The following is an 18,816-nucleotide window of genomic DNA, read 5'->3' on the forward strand; positions in this document are numbered from 1 at the left end:
TCCGCCGTTGCCGAATGATTTTTCGAGCGGAGCACGCGCCTTACGGGGGCGGGCTCCCGGAGTCCGCCGGTGCCGGGGCCGCTCCCCCGGCCCGCGCCCGCAGGCGGGTGCTCGCGGTGGTCAGCGCGGCCAGACGTTCCGGGTCGGTGGCGGCGCGGACCGCGAGGTACATGCGCAAGGTCAGCGGATCGCCGTCCAGCGGGCGCAGGGTGACGCGGCGGGAGGCGACGGTGTCCGTGACCGTCGGGTAGAGCGGGGTCCAGCCCGGCTCGCCCGCCCCGATGCCGGCCAGTGTGTCCTGGAGACGGTCCGACGGCGCCCCCATGACGGGGACGAACCCGACGGCGCGGCAGGCGGCGTGCACGGCGTCGAAGAGCACCGGGTTCGTCTCACGCGGTGCGATACGCAGCGGCAGAGCGGCGAGATCGGCCAGCCGGAGCGGAGCACGGTCCGCGAGCGGGTGCGCGGTGGGCAGCGCTACCTTCAGCGGCTCGTCCCAGAGAGGCAGATACCGCAGGTCCGGGAGGGGTTCGCGGGTGTGGGGCGTCCCTTGTGCAGGAGGCGTTCCAGGTCCGCGGAGCGTTCCAGGGGCAGCGCCCGATGAAGGGGCGGGGGCCGTTCCATGAGCGGGGTCGGGTCGGCGGCCGAGGTCCGTTCCAGGGCCACGGTTCATTCCTTGGCCGGGGCCTGTTCCAGGGCTGGGCGCCGTTCCAGGACCACGGTGCGGCCGGTGGGCGGGATCCGTTCCCTGGGCGGGGTCTGTTCCACAGCCGGGGCCTGTTCCATGGCCAAAGCTCGCCTCGCGGCTGGCTCCCGTTCCATGGCCAAGGCTCGCCCCGTGAGGGGAGCCCGTTCCATGACCGATGCCCATTCCAAGGCCAACGCCCGTGCCGGGGGCGGGGCCCAGCTCATCGCCCGTGTGCGCCGGGCTGCCCCCGCCCGGCGGCAGCTCACTCCCGGGGACGTTCCCCCGCCCGTTCGCATCGGGGCGCGCCGCCCGGATGAACGCCGCGTCCAACTGTCCGGCGCGCAGCTCCGCCAGGCGGCCCGTGGCCGGCAGGGTGCGGAAGACGAAGCGGGTTCCGGCGCCCTGGCCGGGCAGGGCGTCCAGGAAGTCGTCGAGGCGCCGGCCCAGGCCCGTACCGATGCCGATGTGGAGGACGGCCGCCTCCCGGGCGGCCAGCCGGCGCGCCCCGGCGGTGAACGCGTCCCGGGCGGCGAGGAGCCTGCGGCCCTCGGGCAGCAGCTCCCGTCCGGCCGGGGTGAGGGTCACGGTGCGCCCGGACCGGTCGAAGAGCGCGAGGCCCAGCTCCCGTTCCAGCCGCCGTATCTGCTGGCTGACGGCGGGCTGGCCGATGTGCAGCCGCTCCGCCGCCCGCCCGAAGTGCAGCTCCTCGGCGACCGCGACGAAGTACTGGATCTGCCGCAGTTCCATGCCGTCCCGCCCTCCCGCCGGGCGCCCGGCGGACCGTGCCGGCGCCCCGTATCCCGCGCCTCCCCGGTCGGGGCGGGATACGGAAGAGCGTCGCACGGCCCGCCGCCGCCCGGCGGGCGGGGCGGCGGCCACCGCGCACCGGCCACCGACCGGGGCCCGTGCCCGCCCGTCAGCTCCGGGCCGCCCGCCGCTCGGCCAGCGTCTGCCCGCCGATGGACCAACTGTCGGCGGCGATCTCCTGGATCGCGACCCAGACGGTCTCCCGGTTGCCGCCGTTGACGGACAGGTACGCGTCCGTCAGCGCGCGTACGAGTTCGGCCTTCTGCTCGGCGGTCTTACCGGGGGTCTGCTTCACCTGGATGAAAGGCATGACGTCTCCTGCTCGGACGAGTGGATCGGATGGTGTGAGGGGGGCGCGGGACGACGGGGACACGCCCCTGGGCGGGCCCCGGCGGGCCTGTTCGTCCCGCGTTCCCCCGGCCGTTCCAGTCCAGCACCGCGCTCCGTTCCGACCAAGGCGCGATCCGCACCGGCAGCGATCAGGAATCATGATGAGCCGAGGTCAACGCCGTTCCAGGCGGGGTACGAGCCCTGCGTCCCGCTGGAATCCGGGGACGGCCACGGGACCACGTGCCCGCACCGGCGTCCGTCCCGCTCAGGGGCGCCTTCCGCTCACGCCTCCGGACCGGCGGCGCGTACGTCCGCCACCCGGAACAGGCCCATCGAGCGCGTTCCCACCCGGAACTTCCGGGCCGCCACCCCCGGGACCGGCGGGAACTTCCGGCCCCGGACGCCGATCGCGATGACGCCGTGTTCCGGCAGTACCCGGGCCAGGCTCGCCAGCATTCCGGGCAGCCCGGTGCCGCTCGCGCCCTGCCACTGGACGCGTTCCCCGTAGGGGACGTCGGTGACGACGATGTCGGGGGCGAACCCGGTGGCGGCCCGTTCCAGGGCGGACGGGTCGAAGACGTCGGCGTGGGACACGGTGTGCGGGAGGTCACCGCCGTCCGCGGCGAGACGGGCCGCGAGACGGCCGGCGGCGGCCGCGGCGTCGGTGTAGCCGGGCTTGCCGAAGCGGGTGGCCTTCTCGCGCTGTTCGGCGGCGCGGTCGGCGAGACCGCGCGCGGTGAGCAGGGCGAGGTTGGCGCGGGCGATCTCCAGGGAGGGGGCGTCGATGTCGGACGCCACCACCGCCGCGATCCGGTCGCGGTGCACCAGGCCCAGCACCGTCGCGAGGTAGCCCTTGCCGCAGCACGGGTCCCACAGGACGGCCGGTCCGTCGCCGCCGCGCAGCGCCAGCGCGCGCTGGAACGTCTCCGAGGCCAGCCGCACCGGGAAGGCGGTGAAGCCGGGCGCGGAGCGCAGCACGAAGCCGCTGGCGAGGTCGGAGTGGTCGACGCGCTCCGTCGCATAGCGGTAAGCCACCGGTCGTCTCCTCCGCCCTCTCGGCACGCGCGCCTTCTCGGTACGCGCCACGGCGCGCGGCCTGCGGCCACGCGCCCCCTCGGCCCGTCCGCGGCGCGCCGTCCGGTCACGATATCCGCCCTCGTCACAGGGGTCGCGACGGTGTGACGGCGGCCCGGGGGCGGCCCGGCGCTGCCGTAGACTCCCGGGGAGTTTTACGGCAGGAACAGGACACAGAGGGCGGAGGGCTCGCGCGTGGGCGTGCGGCTGCTGGCACGGACCCTGCGGGGCGCGGAGGAGGTCTGCGCGCGGGAGATCACCGACCGCGGACTGGGCACCGTGGAGCGGCTGCGCCACCGCGAGGTGTGGTTCACCGCCGAGGAGCCGGACGCCCGGCTGCTGGAGCTGCGCACCGCCGACGACGTCTTCCTGGTGGCCGCCGTGATCCGCGGCGTCGGCCACACCAAGGCCGACCTCGCCCGCTTCACCCAGCCGTCCCGCACCGCGCCGTGGCGCCGTCTGCTGCGGCTGCGCGGCCGGTGCGGCGGGCCCGCCACCGCGACCCGTATCGACGTCGTCGCCTCGTACGTCGGCAAGCGGAACTACAACCGCTACGACATCGAGGACACCGTGGGCGAGCAGGCCGCGGCCGCCCTCGGGCTGCCGCACCACTCGCGGCGCGACGGCGCGGTGCCCGATGACGGGCAGCCGTTTCCGATCCGGGTGACGGTCGAGGGCACCGAGGCGGCGCTCGCGGTGCGCCTCACCGAGCGCCCGCTGCACCGCCGCGCGTACAAGCGGGAGTCGGTGCCCGGCACCCTGCACCCGCCGCTCGCCGCCGCGATGGCGCTGCTCGCCGATCTCTCCCCCGGTGACCGCGTCCTCGACCCGTCCTGCGGTACCGGCACCCTGCTCATCGAGTCCCACCTGACCGTCGGCGGGCTGCGCACCCTGGGGACCGACCACAATCCGGCGACGCTCGCCGCCGCCGTGGCCAACGCGGCCGCCGCGCAGCCGTCCGGCGGGGGCCACGCGGCGTGGGCGGTCGCCGACGCCGGCCGGCTGCCGGTCGCCGACGGCCACGCCGACCGCGTCCTGAGCAACCCGCCGTGGGGCCTCCAGGTGGCCCCGGACGGAACCCTCGCCACCCGGCCCGCCGCGTACTACGAGGAGATCCGCCGCGTCCTGAAGCCGGGGACGGGCCGCGCCGTGCTGCTGCTCCACGACGCCGACACGCACCTTCCGCTGGCGCGCGCGGCCGGGCTGCGGGTGCACGACAGCCGCCCGGTGAGCCTGTTCGGCAGCCATCCGGCGGTGGTGACGCTCAGCGTCTGAGCGCACGGCCGGTGGCTCCGCCGCTGGTCACCGGCGGTTGTCAGTGCCCTCCCCTACTGTTCCGGCATGGCGTTGGCAGACCTCACCCCCACGGCGGTGCTCCAGGCGATCGAGGAGTACGACCGCCTCGGCCAGGACGCGTTCCTGCGCATGTACGGCTTCCGGCGCGCCCTGCGCTACGTCCTCGTCCACGACGGCCGGCGGTACGACTCCAAGGCGATAGCCGGCGCCGCCCACGGCCGGCTCGACGGCCACGGTCCACTGCGGCCGCGGGACTTCTCCGGCCGGGCGCAGCACGCCGCCGAGCGGCTGCGCGGCCTCGGCTTCAAGGTCGTCGACACCGCCGGCCAGGCCGATGGCGAACTCGGTCAACTCCTCTTGCGTATAGGCCAGTTACGGGTCAGCCGGGTCGACGGACGGCCGGCGCTGCACCAGCCGGTCGTCCTGCTCTGGGCCGTCGGCCGCGCCGCCCGTGGCGCGGCCCGGATGCTGCCCTGGAGGGAGACGGAGCGCACCCTCGGCGAACTGCTGCGCCACCACGGCCTGCCCGGGTCCCGCCCGCGCCCCGACAACTCGATCGCCGCCCTGCACCGCGCCGGACTCTGGGAGCTGACGGGGTACGAGGAGGCGGTGCCGAGCGCGCACGGTGACGCCGTGGTGCGCCGGTGGTTCGAGGCGCAGCAGCCCGCCGGCGGGCTCGACGCGGCGGCGTACGACCTGCTCGGCCGCTCCGCCCCGGCCCGTGAGGCGGTCGTCGACGCCCTGCTGGCCAGGTTCTTCGACGGTCTCGACCCGGCGCCGCTGCTGCGCGCCACCGGGCTGGACGACGCCCCGCCCGGCCTCCCCGGCACCGGGTCGGAGATACCACCGGGGGCCGCCGGGGCCGTCTCGGTCGCCGCCGCGTACGACCGGCTGCACCGCGCGGCCCAGCGGCAGCAGGAGCGGAACCAGGGCCGCCGCAGACCCGGCTCGGCCGCGCCCGTCCGGTCGCCGGAGGCCCGGCAGGCCGTTCTCCTGCGCAGCGGGGGCCACTGCGAGAACCCGGGGTGCACGGGCCAGCCCGACGACGTCACGGCCGACGGCGATCCGATACTGGAGGTCGACCACGTCCGCGATCTCGCCACCGGCGGTCCCGACCTCCCGGAGAACATGGTCGCGCTCTGCCCCAACTGCCATGCGGTCAAGACCCGGGGCCGTACGAGCGAGGAGCTCCGCGCCGCGCTGCTCACCGTGGCCCGGGAGAGCCACGCCCGCCTGCGACGGCAGCCGTCCGCCTGAACGCCGGGCGGCCCGGTCCGTGCCGCCTGCCCGTACCGCCGGTCCGTGCCGCCGGTCCGTGCCGCCGGTCCGGCAAGCCCACCGGCAACGCCGGTCCGCCCCTCGCGCAGGCGTACCCCGCCCCGTCCCCGTACATGAGCCCGTGGATCTCGCGAACCCAGCGGACCTCGCGACCCCAGCGGCATGACTGCCCGGCCGCCCGACTGCCCGACTGCCCGGCTACCCGGCTACCCGGTGTCCGCCCCGGCGGCCGCACCGTGACCTGGCCGCGTACCGCGCGCCGCATCGCGCCCCACCGCGCGCGCCCTTTCCGCCGCTCGGCCCCTGACCTCGCCCTTCGCCGGAACGGCGGGCACGGACCCCACCGGCACCCGCACCCCACCGGCACCGGACTGCACCGGCACCGGACCCGGACCCCACCGGCACCGCACCCCACCGGCACCGGGCCCGGCCCGGCGGACCTACGGCGTCTCCGGCGCCTCCGGCGCCTTTGGCCCGGCCATCAGCTCCCGGACGTCCTGCGGACTCCAGTGTCCGGCCGCCCCCGGCCGGGCCGCGACGTACGCCGCGACCGTCCCGGCGTCCCACGCCCCGGCCGCCAGCAGCCCCGTCCCCACGCACCGCACATACGCGGCGGTCGGCGCCGTCCACGCCACGTCCCGTACGCCCCAGGGAGCCGTGAAGGTCAGCACGGGCGCGCCGTCCAGCCAGCCCGCGCAGACCAGCGTCTCGTACCGTCCCTCCCCCAGCACCGCGCGGCCGCGGGTCAGCACCTCCGTCAGATCCAGGTCGGCGCCGGGCTCCCGGAGCATCTCCTGCGCCGCGATGTCCGCGAACTGGCCCGCGGTCACCAGATGCGCCCGCGCCAGGACCCGCCCCTCGGCCCCCGGGTCGTAGAAGGCGCACCCGCCGCCCCACACCGCCGACCGGGTCGCGAGGTACATCTCCCCCGCCAGCTCCACCGCGGCCGATTCCCGGGGCATCCGCCGGTCCCGGCACCCCGGATACGTCCGCGCCGCCCCCGCGGGCCGCCCGCCCCCGACATAGCAGGCCAGCCGTTCCAGGGCGGTGTTCGACCCGTAGGAGGCGTACCAGACCCGCTCGGGCGCCACCGGCCCGCCGGGCACCGCCGACGGCACTCGTACCACGCTCATACGGTCAGTCTCCCCGCGTTCCCCGCCCGCCGGGAGGGTGCGCCCGGTGGCCGGGCGCGTCCGCGCCGCCGGGCCCGCGTCCGTCCGGGCCGTCGTCCGGTCGCCGGCCGCGACGCCGGACGGACCGGTGCCAGGCGACCGTCCCGGCCAGGCCCTCCTCGATGCGGCGGCGCGGCCGGTAGCCCAGTTCCGTACGGATCCGGGTGGTGTCGAGGGCGTAGCGCCGGTCGTGTCCGGGCCGGTCGGCGACGTACGCGATCAGGTCCGGGTCCGCGTCGCACAGCCCGATCAGCAGCTTCGCGAGCCGCAGATTGGTCAGGTCGGTGCCGCCGCCGACGTTGTAGCACCGGCCGGCGCGCCCGCGGGTGCGGACCAGTTCGACGCCCTGGACGTGATCGTCCAGGTGGAGCCAGTTACGGATGTGCAGCCCGTCGCCGTAGAGCGGGATCTCGCGCCCGGCGAGGAGTTCGGTGATGAAGCGGGGGACGGCCTTCTCCGGGTGCTGCCACGGGCCGTAGGTGTTCGACCCCCGGGTGACACGGACGTCCAGGCCGTGGGTGCGGTGGCAGGAGAGCGCCAGCAGCTCGGCGGCGGCTTTCGAGGCGGCGTAGGGCGACGACGGCACCAGCGGGGCCTCCTCCGTGGCGGGGGCGTCCACCGAGCCGTAGACCTCGTCCGTGGAGACCTGGACGAACGTCCGGACGCCGTGCCGCAGCGCCGCGTCGAGCAGCGTTTGGGTGCCCAGCACATTGGTGCGGACGAACTCCCCGGCACCGCTGATGGAACGGTCCACATGGGACTCGGCCGCGAAGTGCACGACCTGGTTATGGGTGCGCAGCACCTCGCCGACCAGCGGCGCGTCACACACATCGCCCTGGACGAAGGTGAGGCGCGGATCGTCGCGTACCGACGCCAGACGGGCCCGGTCGCCCGCGTAGGTCAGCTTGTCCAGCACGGTCAGCCGGATGCCGGGCGGGCCGCCGGGGGCGAGCAGGGTGCGGACGTAGTGCGAGCCGATGAAGCCGGCGCCCCCCGTGACGAGGATGTGCTCTGTGGTCATGAGGAGATCTCTACCTCGCCGCGGCCACCGGGGAGGAACGGGGCGGACGCGCGGCCCGCCGGGCGTCCGCTGCGGCGAGCGGGCGGACCCGGCCTTGAGCACAGCCGCTCACCACACGGCGAGCGCGGAGACAGCACACCACGCGTGAGCCGCCCCGCGCCCCGGCCCCCGGCTCCCAGCCCCCGGCACCCGGCACCCGGCACCCGGCACCGCCGGCCGAGGATTCCGGCCGCCACACGCGTGATCGTCGAGGCATTCCGGCGCCCGTTTCCCGGGCCGGACCGGCCGCACCGCCCGCCCCTCCCCGCCACCAGCGCATATGCCCGCCGGAACCACAACTCGCCGGTAGACACCCGTAGATGGGGAGATGTCGATCACAGTGCCGGGCGGGACGGATGGGGCAAACTACGGACCCACGAGCGTTCCCTTCCGACCCCACCGCCGATCGGAGCCGCACCATGGGTGAACAGACCCAGACGCAGACCACGCCGCGCACCGGGGTGAAGATCCCGGCTGAGGTCCTCAGCCGTTTCGCCGACGCCGGCGTCGACCTGGAGGCGATGTTCGCCTCCGGACACCTCGGCAACCGCATGGGCGTGGAGCTGGTCGAAGCCACCGCCGACCGCGTCGTGGGAACCCTCCCGGTCGAGGGCAACACCCAGCCCTACGGCCTTCTGCACGGCGGCGCCTCCGCGGTCCTCGCCGAACACCTGGGCTCGATCGGCGCGACGCTGTACGCCGGCCCCGAGAAGGTCGCGGTCGGCGTGGAACTGAGCTGCACCCACCACAGGGGGAAGCGCTCGGGAACGGTCACGGGCACCGCCACCCCGGTCCACCGCGGCCGCACCATGGCCACCTACGAGGTCATCATCACCGACGACCAGGACCGCCGCGTCTGCACCTCCCGCCTGACCTGCCTCATCCGCGACGCGGCCCCGAACAAGGACGCCGCGTCGGACTGACGCCCCACCGGACACCCGGCGGCAAGACAGGACCACGAGAAGCGACAAGAGACCAACGAGCCTGCACACCGGGGACGTTGACGACTGCGGAGAGGCCCGCGGCCACCGGCGAGGGCGCGCGGCCGGTACGGACAGGAACCTCCCCCGGAACGCCCGCACAGGAGCCGCCCCCGGAAACGACCCCGCCCGCCGCCTGACGTGACATCAGACGGCGGGCGGTGGTACGGCGACGGCTACTTGGCGTCGTCGGCCGAGGTGTCGTTGACGATGCTGGGGAGCAGGAAGTCCACGATGTTCTGCAGCTCCGTGGCCAGGCCATCGCCCTTGAGGTCGCCGCGACACCACCGGAACAGCGCGCCCAGGTAGGCGTCGCGCAGCAGGTAGCCCACCTGGATGGGGTCCACGCCGGGCTTGATCCGGCCCTCCTCCACCCCGGTCCGGATCACATTGGCGAAGACCTCGGCCGCACGCGGCGGTTCGGTGATCGGCAGCCCCGCCCGCACCCACGAGGTGAGCATGACCCGGTTGAGCCCCGGCTCCTCCTCCTCGTTGATCTCGACGAGCGCCGTCATGCACCGCCGGAGGGCGACGCGCAGGTCATCGTTGGCGGGCGTGCTCTGCCGCAACTTTTCCTCGAATCGCGATTGGCGCCGACTGCTCCAGGTCGTGACCAGCTCTTCCTTGTGCTGGAAGTGGTTGAAGAACGTGCCGCGCGCGACGTCGGCGCGCTCCGTGATGTCGTCGACCTTCGTCTGCTCGAAGCCCTTCTCGGCGAACAGACTCAGGGCGGCGGAGAAGATGCGCGCCCTCATGCGCTGCTTGTTGCGTTCGCGGCGGCCCGTGGCAACAGGTGCGACAGAGGGATCAGCAGACATACATTCTCCAGCGACAAGACCTTGTGACCATGTATTGCGTGGCCCGAAGGGGCATTGCACGGCCCATGGGCGGGCCCGGTTCCCCACTCAGCGAATTTATACCAGAATTTAACTTTGATTCAAAGTCCTCATTTAAACCTCGGTCGAGGCCGCCAACTGACCGATGCTCTCCCCGCCGAGCAGCCGCCCCACCGACAGGTCGATACCCAGAGCGGTCCGGATGCGCTGCCGCAGCCGGACGGCGGTGATGGAGTCGAGGCCCAGCTCACTCAACGGGCGTCGCCGGTCGATGCGTTCGGGCGTCGTCCCGAGGACCGCGGCGGCGTGCGCCAGGACGGACGCGGCACCGCCGGTGGCCGGCTCGGGCGCGGGTTCCCGCGCGGCCCGCGGCGCAGGCGGCACCGGTCCGGCCGCCCTCGTCTCCCGCCGCGGCGGAGCCTCCCGGCTCTGCGCCGCGCCCCTCGCGCCGGTCAGTCGCAGGAGCTGGACGCCGTACAGCTCCGCCAGTACGCGTTCCCCGTCGTCCGCGTGGATCACGACGTCCGCGCGGACGACGGAGTCCCAGGGCGTGGTGGTGCTCTCCGGCACCGGGTGGAGCACGGTCGCGCTCCACACCGGTCCCGCCAGGTCGGCCGAGTCGCCGTGCACCCGTACGGAGTCGATGCCGACGGGCAGATAGCTGTAGCTCGCGCCGTCCGGTCCGCTGCCGGGCAACACCGCGAGCAGGGGCTGCAGGGGTATCTCCCATGCCGCGGTGTGTCCGGGGGCCGGTAGACGCAGCCGGGCCACCGCACGGCCGGCCCGTCTCCAGAGCCCGCGGACGCCCGCGAGGTCGGCGGGGATGTCGTAGCCGTATCCCCGGATCTCGTCGTAGAAGTCCGCTCCCGACAGGTAATCGGTGCAGTGCGCGAGCGACGCGTCCAGGCTCTCGGGCGTGCCGGCGGCCTGGGGCGGGGACGGGGTGACGCGGGCCGTCAGGCAGGTGCGGGGCGGCTCACCGGTCGGTCCGGGGGCGACGACCTGGACCGTCGCGAGGTGATCGGAGCCCGCGGGGCGCAGCTCGACCCGGAGGGAGGCCCCTTCCGCCCGCCCGCGGTCGACCGGTTCCCCGGTCAGTGTGACGTCCTCCAGGCGGGGGTGCCCGCCGAGTTCGGAGCGCGCCGCGCTCAGTACGGCGTCGACGTACACCATCGGCGGTACGACGGCCGTGCCGCGGAACGACGCCGACAGGGCCTCTATATACAGGGGCCGTTCATGGATGAAACCGGTGGCCGCCGGGAGGGCCGCCGGGCGAGCCGCCGGCTCCCGCAGGTGCTCGTTGTCCCAGGGGTAGCGGGGCAGGGGCACGGGGCGGGCCGCGCCCCGGAACCAGCGGGAGAAGTCGATACGGGCGCCCGCGGCGTGAAGGCGTCCCGCGGCGCGGGCGAGTTCGGCGCCCTCGTGCTCCCGCCGGCGCAGGGAGGCGACGGTGAGGTTCGGGGTGCCGACCGCGTCCAGGGTCTCCTCCACCGCCGCGGTCAGCAGCGGATGCGGGCCGATCTCCAGGAAGACGCTCTCCGCCTGCTTCGCCAGCCGCGCCACGGCACCGGCGAACCGTACGGGGCGCCGCAGGTTGTCCATCCAGTACCCGGCGTCGAGGGCCGTTCCGGGGACGGGCTCGGCGCGCACGGTGGAGTGGAGCGGCAGCGACGCCTCGCGCGGTGCGAGGTCGGTCAGGGCGCGGAGAAGACCGGGCCGGAGCGGGTCCATATCGGGCGAGTGGGAGGCCACTTCGACGTTGACGAAACGGGCCAGCCGGCCGCGCTCCGCCATGCTCCCGGCGAGCCTGCCGAGGCTTTCGGGGTCCCCGGCGAGGACGGTGGAGTGCGGTGAGTTCTCCGCCGCGACGCACAGGGCACCGGAGTGCCGGGCGACGACCAGCCCGGCCTCGTCCGGGGAGAGGTCGGTGGCCAGCATCCGTCCCCGGCCGCCGAGGCGGCGCATGAGCCGGCTGCGGCGGCAGATGACGGCGGCCGCGTCGCGCACCGGCAGCGCGCCGACGACCACGGCGGCGGCCGTCTCGCCCATGCTGTGCCCGACGCAGGCGGACGGGCTGACGCCGAGGTCCTGCCAGAGCGCGGCCAGTGAGACCTCCATCGCCCACAGCGCCGGCTGGACCACGTCGATCGCGGTGGGGAACTCCTCCTGCTCGCGCCGGAGCAACTCGATGACGGACCAGCCCAGTTCCTCCTGGATCGCGGCATCGCACTCGGCCATCCGCGCGCGGAAGGCGGGGAAGGCGTCGAGCAGCCCGCGCCCCATGCCCGGCCACTGCGCCCCCTGCCCCGGGAAGACGAACACCGTCTGCCGTTCCGCGCCGAAGCCGGCCTCACCGCGTCCGCCGTCGGCGATCTCCTCACCGGCGGCCAGCGCCTCCAGCCGGCCGGCGATCTCCTCGTGGCTGCCGCCGGTCACCCACATCCGGTACGGGTGGTGATCACGGCGCAGCGCCGCCGCGGCGCAGAGGTCGCGCAGGGATTCTTGATGGCCCGCGCCACCGGGCCGCAGGTGGCGGGCGTACGCCACCGCGAGCCGCTCCAGGGAACGTTCCGAACGCGCGCTGATGACCAGCAGTTCGGGACGCGTGTCCGCGGCGGCCGGTGCGGGCCCGGCGGCGGGGGCGGAGGGGACCCGGCCCACGACGACATGGGCGTTGGTGCCCGACAGGCCGAAGGAGCTGACCCCGAGGTAGGTCTTGTCGCGGTCTTCGAGGGGTTCGTTGCCGGTGACCACGCGGAGGGGGGAGCCCGGCTCGTCGAGCAGCGGGTGCGGGGTGTTCAGGTGAAGCGAGGCGGGGATCACGCCGTGGTGGGCGATGAGGACGGTCTTGATCAGTCCCGCGATACCGGCGGCCGCCTCGGCGTGGCCGATGTTGCTCTTCACCGACCCGGTCAGAAGCGGGCGCTCCGGGCCGCGCTCCGGGCCCACCGCCGTGGCCAGCGCGGTCAGTTCCACCGTGTCGCCGACGGAGGTGCCGGTGCCGTGCGCCTCCACGTAGCTGAGGTCGGCCGGGGTGATGCCGGAGCTGCGGCACGCCTCGCGGACCATCTCCACCTGACCCGGGACGGAGGGCTTCACCAGCAGGCCGCTGCTGCGCCCGTCGTTGTTCACCGCACTGCCGGTGAGCACCGCCAGGACCGGGTCGCCGTCGCGCCGGGCGTCCGCGAGGCGCTTGAGCAGGACGGCGCCGACCCCGTCACTGCGGACGAACCCGCCGGCGTCGGCGTCGCCGAACGCGCAGCGTCCCTCCGGCGAGAGCATGGCCGCCTGCGAGTAGGCGATGGAGTCCCGGGGTGAGAGGATCACGTTGACACCGCCGACGACGGCGAGGTCACTTTCCCCGGTGAGCAGGCTCTGCCGGGCCATGTGCACCGCCACCAGGGACGAGGAGCAGGCCGTGTCCAGCACGATGCTGGGACCGCGCAGGTCCAGCGCGTACGAGATGCGTCCCGCCGCCATGGACCGTAACTGGCTGCTGAGGGTGTACCGGATGTCCTGCTCGCTCAACGGCCGCTGCTCGTCGCCGTATTCGGCGGTCGCCTGCCCGACGAAGACGCCGGTGCGGCTGCCCGCCAGGGCGGAGGGGCGGATGCCCGCGTCCTCCAGCGCCTCCCAGACGACCTGGAGCAGGACGCGGTGCTGCGGGTCGATGGCGCGGGCCTCGGCGGGCGAGACGCCGAAGAAGCCGGGATCGAAGGCGAAGGGGTCGTCGATGAACCCGCCTTTCGCCGATACCGACTTGCCCGGAGTGGCCGGCTCGGGAGCGTGGTACGCGGCCGCGTCGTACCGGTCGCCCGGAATCGCCGTGACGCTGTCGGCATTGCCGATCAGGCGCTCCCAGAACTCGTCGGCGTTCGAGGCACCGGGGAACCTGCACCCCAGACCGATGACGGCGATCGAGCGATCGGACGCTACTTCGGACTGATCCATGTGGCGTACCTGCCTTCACGTGTGAGCGAAGCATCGGTGCTGCAGGAGTGATAGTCGTTCAATGATTGACGCAAGGTCAAGATTGAACTCTCACCGCGCAGTTGCCTCGCTCGGCACCGGAAAAGCCCCTCACCTGCGACGCACGGTTTCCCGGCGCGCGAGCGGCCGCTCCGGGCGTGCGCCAAGTCGCTCGCTTACTTGGCTTTCAGTTAAAAGTGATACTTGAATCTAACCTCGACTCGTGGTCCCATCTTGTCCGGCAGTTGATGAATCTCTCTCTAGGAGGCAGCCGACATGCCGAGTGCGGGGTTACGGATCAGCGGAGGCGATGCCGACGTCGCGTACGGCATCAGCGGCAGCGGCCCGGCTCTGATACTGGTGCACGGCACCGGAACCCGCGGTACGGCCTGGGAACAGCAGGCCGAGCAACTCGCAAAGAACTTCACCGTCGTCACCCCGGACCTGTCCGGCTCCGGTGACACGACCGACCACGGCGGCCCGCTGACCTTGGACGACCTGGTCGCCGAGGTCCTGGCGGTGGCCGACCACGCCGGCTTCGGCTCCTTCCACATCGCCGGTCATTCCCTCGGGGCGGTGGTCGCGCTCCGCCTCGCGGCCGAGCACCCCGAGCGCGTGCTCTCGATCGTCTCGCACGCCGGCTGGGCCCACACCGACGAGCGCATGACGGCGGACTTCAGCTACTCGCTCGATCTCCTGCGCACCGACGCGGAGTTGGGCACCTCGCTCGTTCCCCAGATGTTCCCCCTGGCGACCCTCGGCCCCCGGTACTGGGCGGCATCCGACAAGGCGTCGCACGAACAGCTCGTCCAGCACCTCGCGGAGAACGGCCAGCCCGGCACCGCCCGGCACTTCGAGGTCGGTCTCACCGTCGACCTGCGGCCGCTGCTCGGCCGCATCACCGCACCGACTCTGGTGTTCGCCAGCGCGCACGACCGCGTCTGCGGCGCACACCAGCAACAACTGCTGCGCGAGGCGATCTCGGATTCGTCCTACGCCGAGATCGACACGGGCCACAACGCGCTGGCGGAGGACCCCGAGGGGTTCACCGCGGTGCTGGTCCGGTTCTTCACGCAGCACGCCGGCGTCTGAGCGACTCCGGCCGCACACCTCGGCCAGTCGGCCGACGCAACACACCGAAAGTTGGAGGAAGTTCATGTCCGTTTGGCTGATCACCGGCAGCTCCCGTGGCTTTGGCCTGCACATCGCCCGGGAGGCGCTGGCCAACGGGAACCAGGTCGTCGCGACGGCGCGCGACGCGGAGGTCGTGCGGGCCGCGCTCGGTGAGCACGGTGACAAGGTGCTGGCCCTGCCGCTCGACGTGACCGACGAGCAGCAGGCCCAGGAAGTGGCGCAGGCCGCGATCGAGCGCTTCGGCCGGATCGACGTCCTGGTGAACAACGCCGGCCGCGGTCTGCTCGGCGCCGTCGAGGAGGCGTCGGACACCGAGGTGCGCGCGGTCTACGACATCAACGTCTTCGGGCTGCTCGCCGTCACCCGGGCGGTGCTGCCGCACATGCGCCGGCAGCGCTCCGGCCGGATCCTCAACATCAGCTCCGTCGGCGGATTCACCGCCGGCTCGGGCTGGGGCATCTACAACAGCACCAAGTTCGCGGTCGAGGGCCTCAGCGAGGCCCTCCGTGCCGACCTGGCGCCGCTCGGCATCCACGTCACCATCGTCGAGCCCGGTGTCTTCCGTACCGACTTCCTGGACGGATCCTCGCTGCACGCCACCACGGCGATCGACGACTACGCGGGCACCGTCGGCAAGACCCGCGAGTGGGCGGTGGACAACAACCACCAGCAGCCCGGCGACCCGGTCAAGGGCGCCCGGGCGATCGTCACCGTCGCCGAGGCGGACGAGCCCCCGCTGCGCCTGCCGCTCGGCGCGGACTGCGTCGCGCGCATGGAGAGCAAGCTGGAGGACGTCGCCAAGGAGATCGACACCTGGCGGGGTACCGCGCTGGATACCGCCATCTGATCTGAGATCACCCTCTCTGGAAAGGACGACTCCGATGCGCTCGGTGAGTTCGGCCGGGCGGGTGGACCCACGGGTGTGGGTCCTCGCGCTGGGAACATTCGCAACCGGCACCGACCTTTTCATCGTCTCCGGACTGCTGCCCGCAGTGGGCCGGGACCTGCATCTCTCGACGGCACTCGCAGGACAGACCTCCACCGCGTTCGCCGCCGCGTACGCGGTGGGAGCGCCGATCCTGGCCGGACTCACCGCCAAATTCCGACGTAAGCCGCTGCTCATCTCGGTGATGTTGGTCTTCGGCCTCGGCAACGCCCTGTCGGCCTTCTCGACCAACTTCACCGTGCTGCTGATCAGCCGGGTGATAACGGGCGCGGGCGCCGCTCTGTACTCGGCGAACGCCTCCGCGGTCGCCGCCCGCATCAGCCCGCCCGAGGTACGGGGCCGGGCACTGGCCATCGTCTACGCCGGTATGACCAGTGCCATCGCCTTCGGTGTCCCGATCGGCAACTGGGTGGGCGAACTCTCCTCCTGGCGCTGGGCGTTCGGCCTGGTCGCCATCCTCGCGGCCATCACGGTCGCCGGTATCCAGCTCTTCCTGCCGCACGTGTCCACCGGTCCCGGTGCCACGGTGCGGGAGCGGATGGCCGCGATCCGGATCCCGCAGGCGCCCACGCACCTGGTCGTGACCGCCGTGTGGACCGCCGGTACGTTCACCGTCTACACCTATCTCGGCTCCATCCTGGAGCAGATCACCGGGCTGACCGCGGGCCAGCAGTCGTGGATCCTGCTGCTCTTCGGTGTCGGCAGCTTCGGCGGTGTCTTCGTCGGCGGCCGGCTGGCCGACAAGTTCGGCGCGGTCGTCGGCCTCTCGCTCACCATCAGCGCGCTCGGCATCTGGCTGGTCGTGCTCACCCCGGCCATCCGCTGGCCGCTGGCCGCGGCGATCGCCGTCGGGGTGTGGGGCCTGGTGCACTGGCCCAGCTTCCCGCTGCTGCTCCACCGGGCCCTCGGCATCGGCGGCGACCGCGGCGACATGCTCCTCGCGCTGAACAACAGCGCCGTGTACGTGGGTCAGATGATCGCCGCCGCGGTCGGCGGGCTGCTGGCCAACGCGGGAATGCTGCGCTGGAACCCGCTGGCCGGCGCCGGCTTCGAACTGCTCGCCGGCATCGCCCTCATCATCAGCGTGGGCGCGCTCCGCGGCCGCAAGCGCTCCCGCCCGGCGGCCGAGCCCACGGAGACCGAGGAGTCCAGCCCCGCGCTGCGGGGGTGAACCCCGCCCCGGCCACGCCGGCACAGCCCTCCCCCGCACCACCCCCGGCACCCTTCCCGCCGCCGCCGTAACCCGGCACCCTCCCCCGTCGCGCCCCGGCACTCTCCCGCCGTGCCCGGCGCCCTCTCCCACCACGTCCCCGCGCCCTCCCGCCACGTCCCCGGCACCCTCCCCGTAGCCCCGGGCGCCTTCTCGCCGCGCCTGCGGCGCTCTCCCCGCCCCGGCCCGGCACTCTCTTCCGTCGTGTCCCGGGCTTGCCCCTGGCACTTTCACCCGCTGCCCGAGGCACCTTCTCTCCGTGCCCCGGCACCTCTTGCGCGTCCCCCGGCACTCCTGCCGCCGTCTCCCGGCGGCCGGGCGCCGGTGAAGAAATCCCGAAGGAACACCCTCCCGAAGGAAGGACACAGCATGCCCGCTCACCAGGAGATGGACGTCGAGGTCGGTCCCCGCCTCGACCCGGAGGTCCGCGCCCTCGCGGACGGACCGAACTTCGCCGCGCTGACCACCTTGATGCGCGACGGGACCCCGCAGACCCAGATCGTGTGGGTCTCCACCATCGGCGACCACCTCGCCATCAACAGCGAGGTGGCCCGGCAGAAGGTGCGCAACCTGCGCCGCGACCCGCGGACCACCCTCACCATCTGGCAGCACGACGACGCCATGAACTTCGCCGAGATACGCGGCCGGGTCGTCAAGGAGATCCTCGGCACCCAGGCCCGCGAGCACATCGACGAGCTGTCCCGCAAATACCTGGGCGGCCCCTTCGCCGACGAGTTCATCACGTCGGACCGGGTGCTCTTTTTGATCCAGCCCGACCGGCAGCTCGTCCGCAACCACGCCCGCTGGGTGGCGGGCCTGCCCCAGCACTGACAGCAGCATCAGCACCAGTGACCCGGAATCGTCCCATCATGCGTGAGGAGTCACAGTGAAACGCCGCATCCTGATCATCGGAGGGGGCATCGGCGGTCTCGCCGCCGGCGCCGCGCTCGGGCAGCAAGGCATCGAAACCACCATCGTCGAGATCCAGTCGGAGAACCTCGTCGCCGGTGTCGGTATCAACATCCCGGGCAACGCGCTGCGGGCCCTGAAGCAGCTCGGTCTGCTCGACGACGTGCTCGCCCACGGTTTCACCTTCGACCGTGTCGATTTCCACGACTCCGCCTCCCGGCTGCTGCTCGCGCTGCGGTCGAAGCTGGGCGTCGGCGGCGTACCGGCCAACTGCGCCATCCAGCGCAGGGACCTGGCCCAGATCCTGGAGCGGGCCTGCGTCAGCGTAGGAACCAAGATCCGCTACGGCACCTCCGTGGACACCATGCGGACCACCGCGGACGGCGGGGTCGATGCCACCCTCACCGACGGCAGCACCGAGCACTACGACCTGGTGGTCGCGTTCGACGGGATCCGCTCGTCCTTCCGTAAGGCGGCCCTCGGCATCGAGCCCCGGTTCACCGGCTACTCGGTGTGGCGGGTGGCTCTCGACCGGCACCCCGACGTCACCCGGAACATGTACTTCCAGGGCATGGGCACCAAGGCGGGTCTGTTCCCGCTCAACCAGGACGTCATGTACCTGCTCCACGTGACCCCGGAGCCGGGCAACCCCCGCCACGCGCGGGAGCAGTTCTACAGCCATCTCACCGAGCGGCTGTCCGGCTACACCGGTCTCCTCGGCGAACTGCGCGAGCAGATCAAGCCGGACGACGACATCGTGTACGCGCCGATCGAGGAGGTGCTCCTGCCGCTGCCCTGGTACCACGAGGGGCTGCTGCTGCTCGGCGACGCCGCCCACGCCATGGCGCCGCACCGCACCCAGGGCGCGGCCATGGCCATCGAGGACGCCGCCGTACTCGGCGAGACGCTCGGCCGGGACGGTGAACTGCGCGGTCTGCTGGCCGAGTTCCAGGAGCGCCGGTTCGCCCGCGCCAAGATCGCGCAGGACGCCTCCCGCAACATCCTCCTGGCCGAGATGAACACCACCGACCAGGCCTCCCTCGACCGGCAGGTCGACTTCCTCAAAAACGGCCTGGAAGCCGTGGCGCACCAGGTGGACGACGCGCTCAACCAGCCGTTCTGACGCT

Annotated in this window: 15 protein-coding genes; 8 read left to right on the forward strand and 7 right to left on the reverse strand. The window is 73.2% G+C overall.

All coding sequences use genetic code 11. From position 1 onward, the window contains the following. Window positions 1-40: 40 nt before the first annotated feature. The 3 genes from ACGH2B_RS11315 to ACGH2B_RS11325 all read right to left on the reverse strand — a co-directional run bounded on the left by ACGH2B_RS11315 (window position 41) and on the right by ACGH2B_RS11325 (window position 2,860). Entirely contained in the window at window positions 41-1,435 is a 1,395-nt protein-coding gene (locus ACGH2B_RS11315) for a LysR family transcriptional regulator (protein ID WP_399087605.1), read from the reverse strand. A gap of 169 nt (window positions 1,436-1,604) precedes the next feature. Then, window positions 1,605-1,805 carry a 4-oxalocrotonate tautomerase family protein gene (locus ACGH2B_RS11320; protein ID WP_399087607.1) on the reverse strand — a complete coding sequence of 67 codons (201 nt, stop codon included), beginning with the start codon at window positions 1,803-1,805 and terminating at the stop codon, window positions 1,605-1,607. A 302-nt stretch (window positions 1,806-2,107) separates the two neighbouring features. Continuing rightward, window positions 2,108-2,860, reverse strand: coding sequence for an rRNA methyltransferase (locus tag ACGH2B_RS11325; protein WP_399087609.1), 753 nt, complete (start codon window positions 2,858-2,860; stop codon window positions 2,108-2,110). Window positions 2,861-3,094: 234 nt separating this feature from the next. On the opposite strand from ACGH2B_RS11325, the gene ACGH2B_RS11330 reads away from it, so the two are divergent. Continuing rightward, a complete protein-coding gene (locus ACGH2B_RS11330) occupies window positions 3,095-4,174 on the forward strand; it encodes a methyltransferase domain-containing protein (RefSeq protein ID WP_399087611.1) in 1,080 nt (359 codons plus the stop codon). Window positions 4,175-4,240: 66 nt separating this feature from the next. Then, window positions 4,241-5,452 (forward strand): HNH endonuclease, encoded by a 1,212-nt coding sequence (locus ACGH2B_RS11335; protein ID WP_399087613.1) that lies wholly within the window; start codon window positions 4,241-4,243, stop codon window positions 5,450-5,452. Window positions 5,453-5,913: 461 nt separating this feature from the next. Here ACGH2B_RS11335 and ACGH2B_RS11340 read toward each other — a convergent pair whose 3' ends face one another. Next, window positions 5,914-6,606: a histone deacetylase gene (locus ACGH2B_RS11340; protein ID WP_399087615.1), complete on the reverse strand. Its 693-nt coding sequence runs from the start codon at window positions 6,604-6,606 to the stop codon at window positions 5,914-5,916. Window positions 6,607-6,610: 4 nt separating this feature from the next. Beyond that, window positions 6,611-7,666, reverse strand: a complete 1,056-nt coding sequence (rfbB, locus tag ACGH2B_RS11345; protein WP_399087617.1) for a dTDP-glucose 4,6-dehydratase — start codon at window positions 7,664-7,666, stop codon at window positions 6,611-6,613. A gap of 458 nt (window positions 7,667-8,124) precedes the next feature. On the opposite strand from rfbB, the gene ACGH2B_RS11350 reads away from it, so the two are divergent. After that, the gene (locus tag ACGH2B_RS11350; RefSeq protein ID WP_399087619.1) at window positions 8,125-8,628 is read left to right on the forward strand and encodes a PaaI family thioesterase; all 504 of its coding nucleotides are present in this window, start codon (window positions 8,125-8,127) and stop codon (window positions 8,626-8,628) included. A gap of 233 nt (window positions 8,629-8,861) precedes the next feature. Here ACGH2B_RS11350 and ACGH2B_RS11355 read toward each other — a convergent pair whose 3' ends face one another. Beyond that, complete coding sequence (locus ACGH2B_RS11355; RefSeq protein ID WP_399087621.1) at window positions 8,862-9,503, reverse strand: TetR/AcrR family transcriptional regulator; 642 nt, start codon at window positions 9,501-9,503, stop codon at window positions 8,862-8,864. 132 nt (window positions 9,504-9,635) lie between these two features. Then, complete coding sequence (locus ACGH2B_RS11360) at window positions 9,636-13,472, reverse strand: type I polyketide synthase (RefSeq protein WP_399087623.1); 3,837 nt, start codon at window positions 13,470-13,472, stop codon at window positions 9,636-9,638. 294 nt (window positions 13,473-13,766) lie between these two features. On the opposite strand from ACGH2B_RS11360, the gene ACGH2B_RS11365 reads away from it, so the two are divergent. The 5 genes from ACGH2B_RS11365 (at window position 13,767) to ACGH2B_RS11385 (ending at window position 18,812) form a co-directional block, all read left to right on the forward strand. Next, entirely contained in the window at window positions 13,767-14,582 is an 816-nt protein-coding gene (locus ACGH2B_RS11365; RefSeq protein WP_399087625.1) for an alpha/beta fold hydrolase, read from the forward strand. A 64-nt stretch (window positions 14,583-14,646) separates the two neighbouring features. Next, window positions 14,647-15,471 carry an oxidoreductase gene (locus tag ACGH2B_RS11370; protein WP_399087627.1) on the forward strand — a complete coding sequence of 275 codons (825 nt, stop codon included), beginning with the start codon at window positions 14,647-14,649 and terminating at the stop codon, window positions 15,469-15,471. Window positions 15,472-15,505: 34 nt separating this feature from the next. Continuing rightward, window positions 15,506-16,741 (forward strand): MFS transporter, encoded by a 1,236-nt coding sequence (locus ACGH2B_RS11375; RefSeq protein WP_399087629.1) that lies wholly within the window; start codon window positions 15,506-15,508, stop codon window positions 16,739-16,741. 408 nt (window positions 16,742-17,149) lie between these two features. Further along, entirely contained in the window at window positions 17,150-17,611 is a 462-nt protein-coding gene (locus ACGH2B_RS11380) for a TIGR03618 family F420-dependent PPOX class oxidoreductase (protein WP_399087631.1), read from the forward strand. Window positions 17,612-17,666: 55 nt separating this feature from the next. Beyond that, window positions 17,667-18,812: an FAD-dependent monooxygenase gene (locus tag ACGH2B_RS11385; RefSeq protein WP_399087633.1), complete on the forward strand. Its 1,146-nt coding sequence runs from the start codon at window positions 17,667-17,669 to the stop codon at window positions 18,810-18,812. The last annotated feature ends 4 nt before the right edge of the window (window positions 18,813-18,816 follow it).

The sequence above is a fragment of the Streptomyces sp. BBFR2 genome (genome assembly GCF_044497305.1).
Classification (GTDB): Bacteria; Actinomycetota; Actinomycetes; order Streptomycetales; family Streptomycetaceae; genus Streptomyces.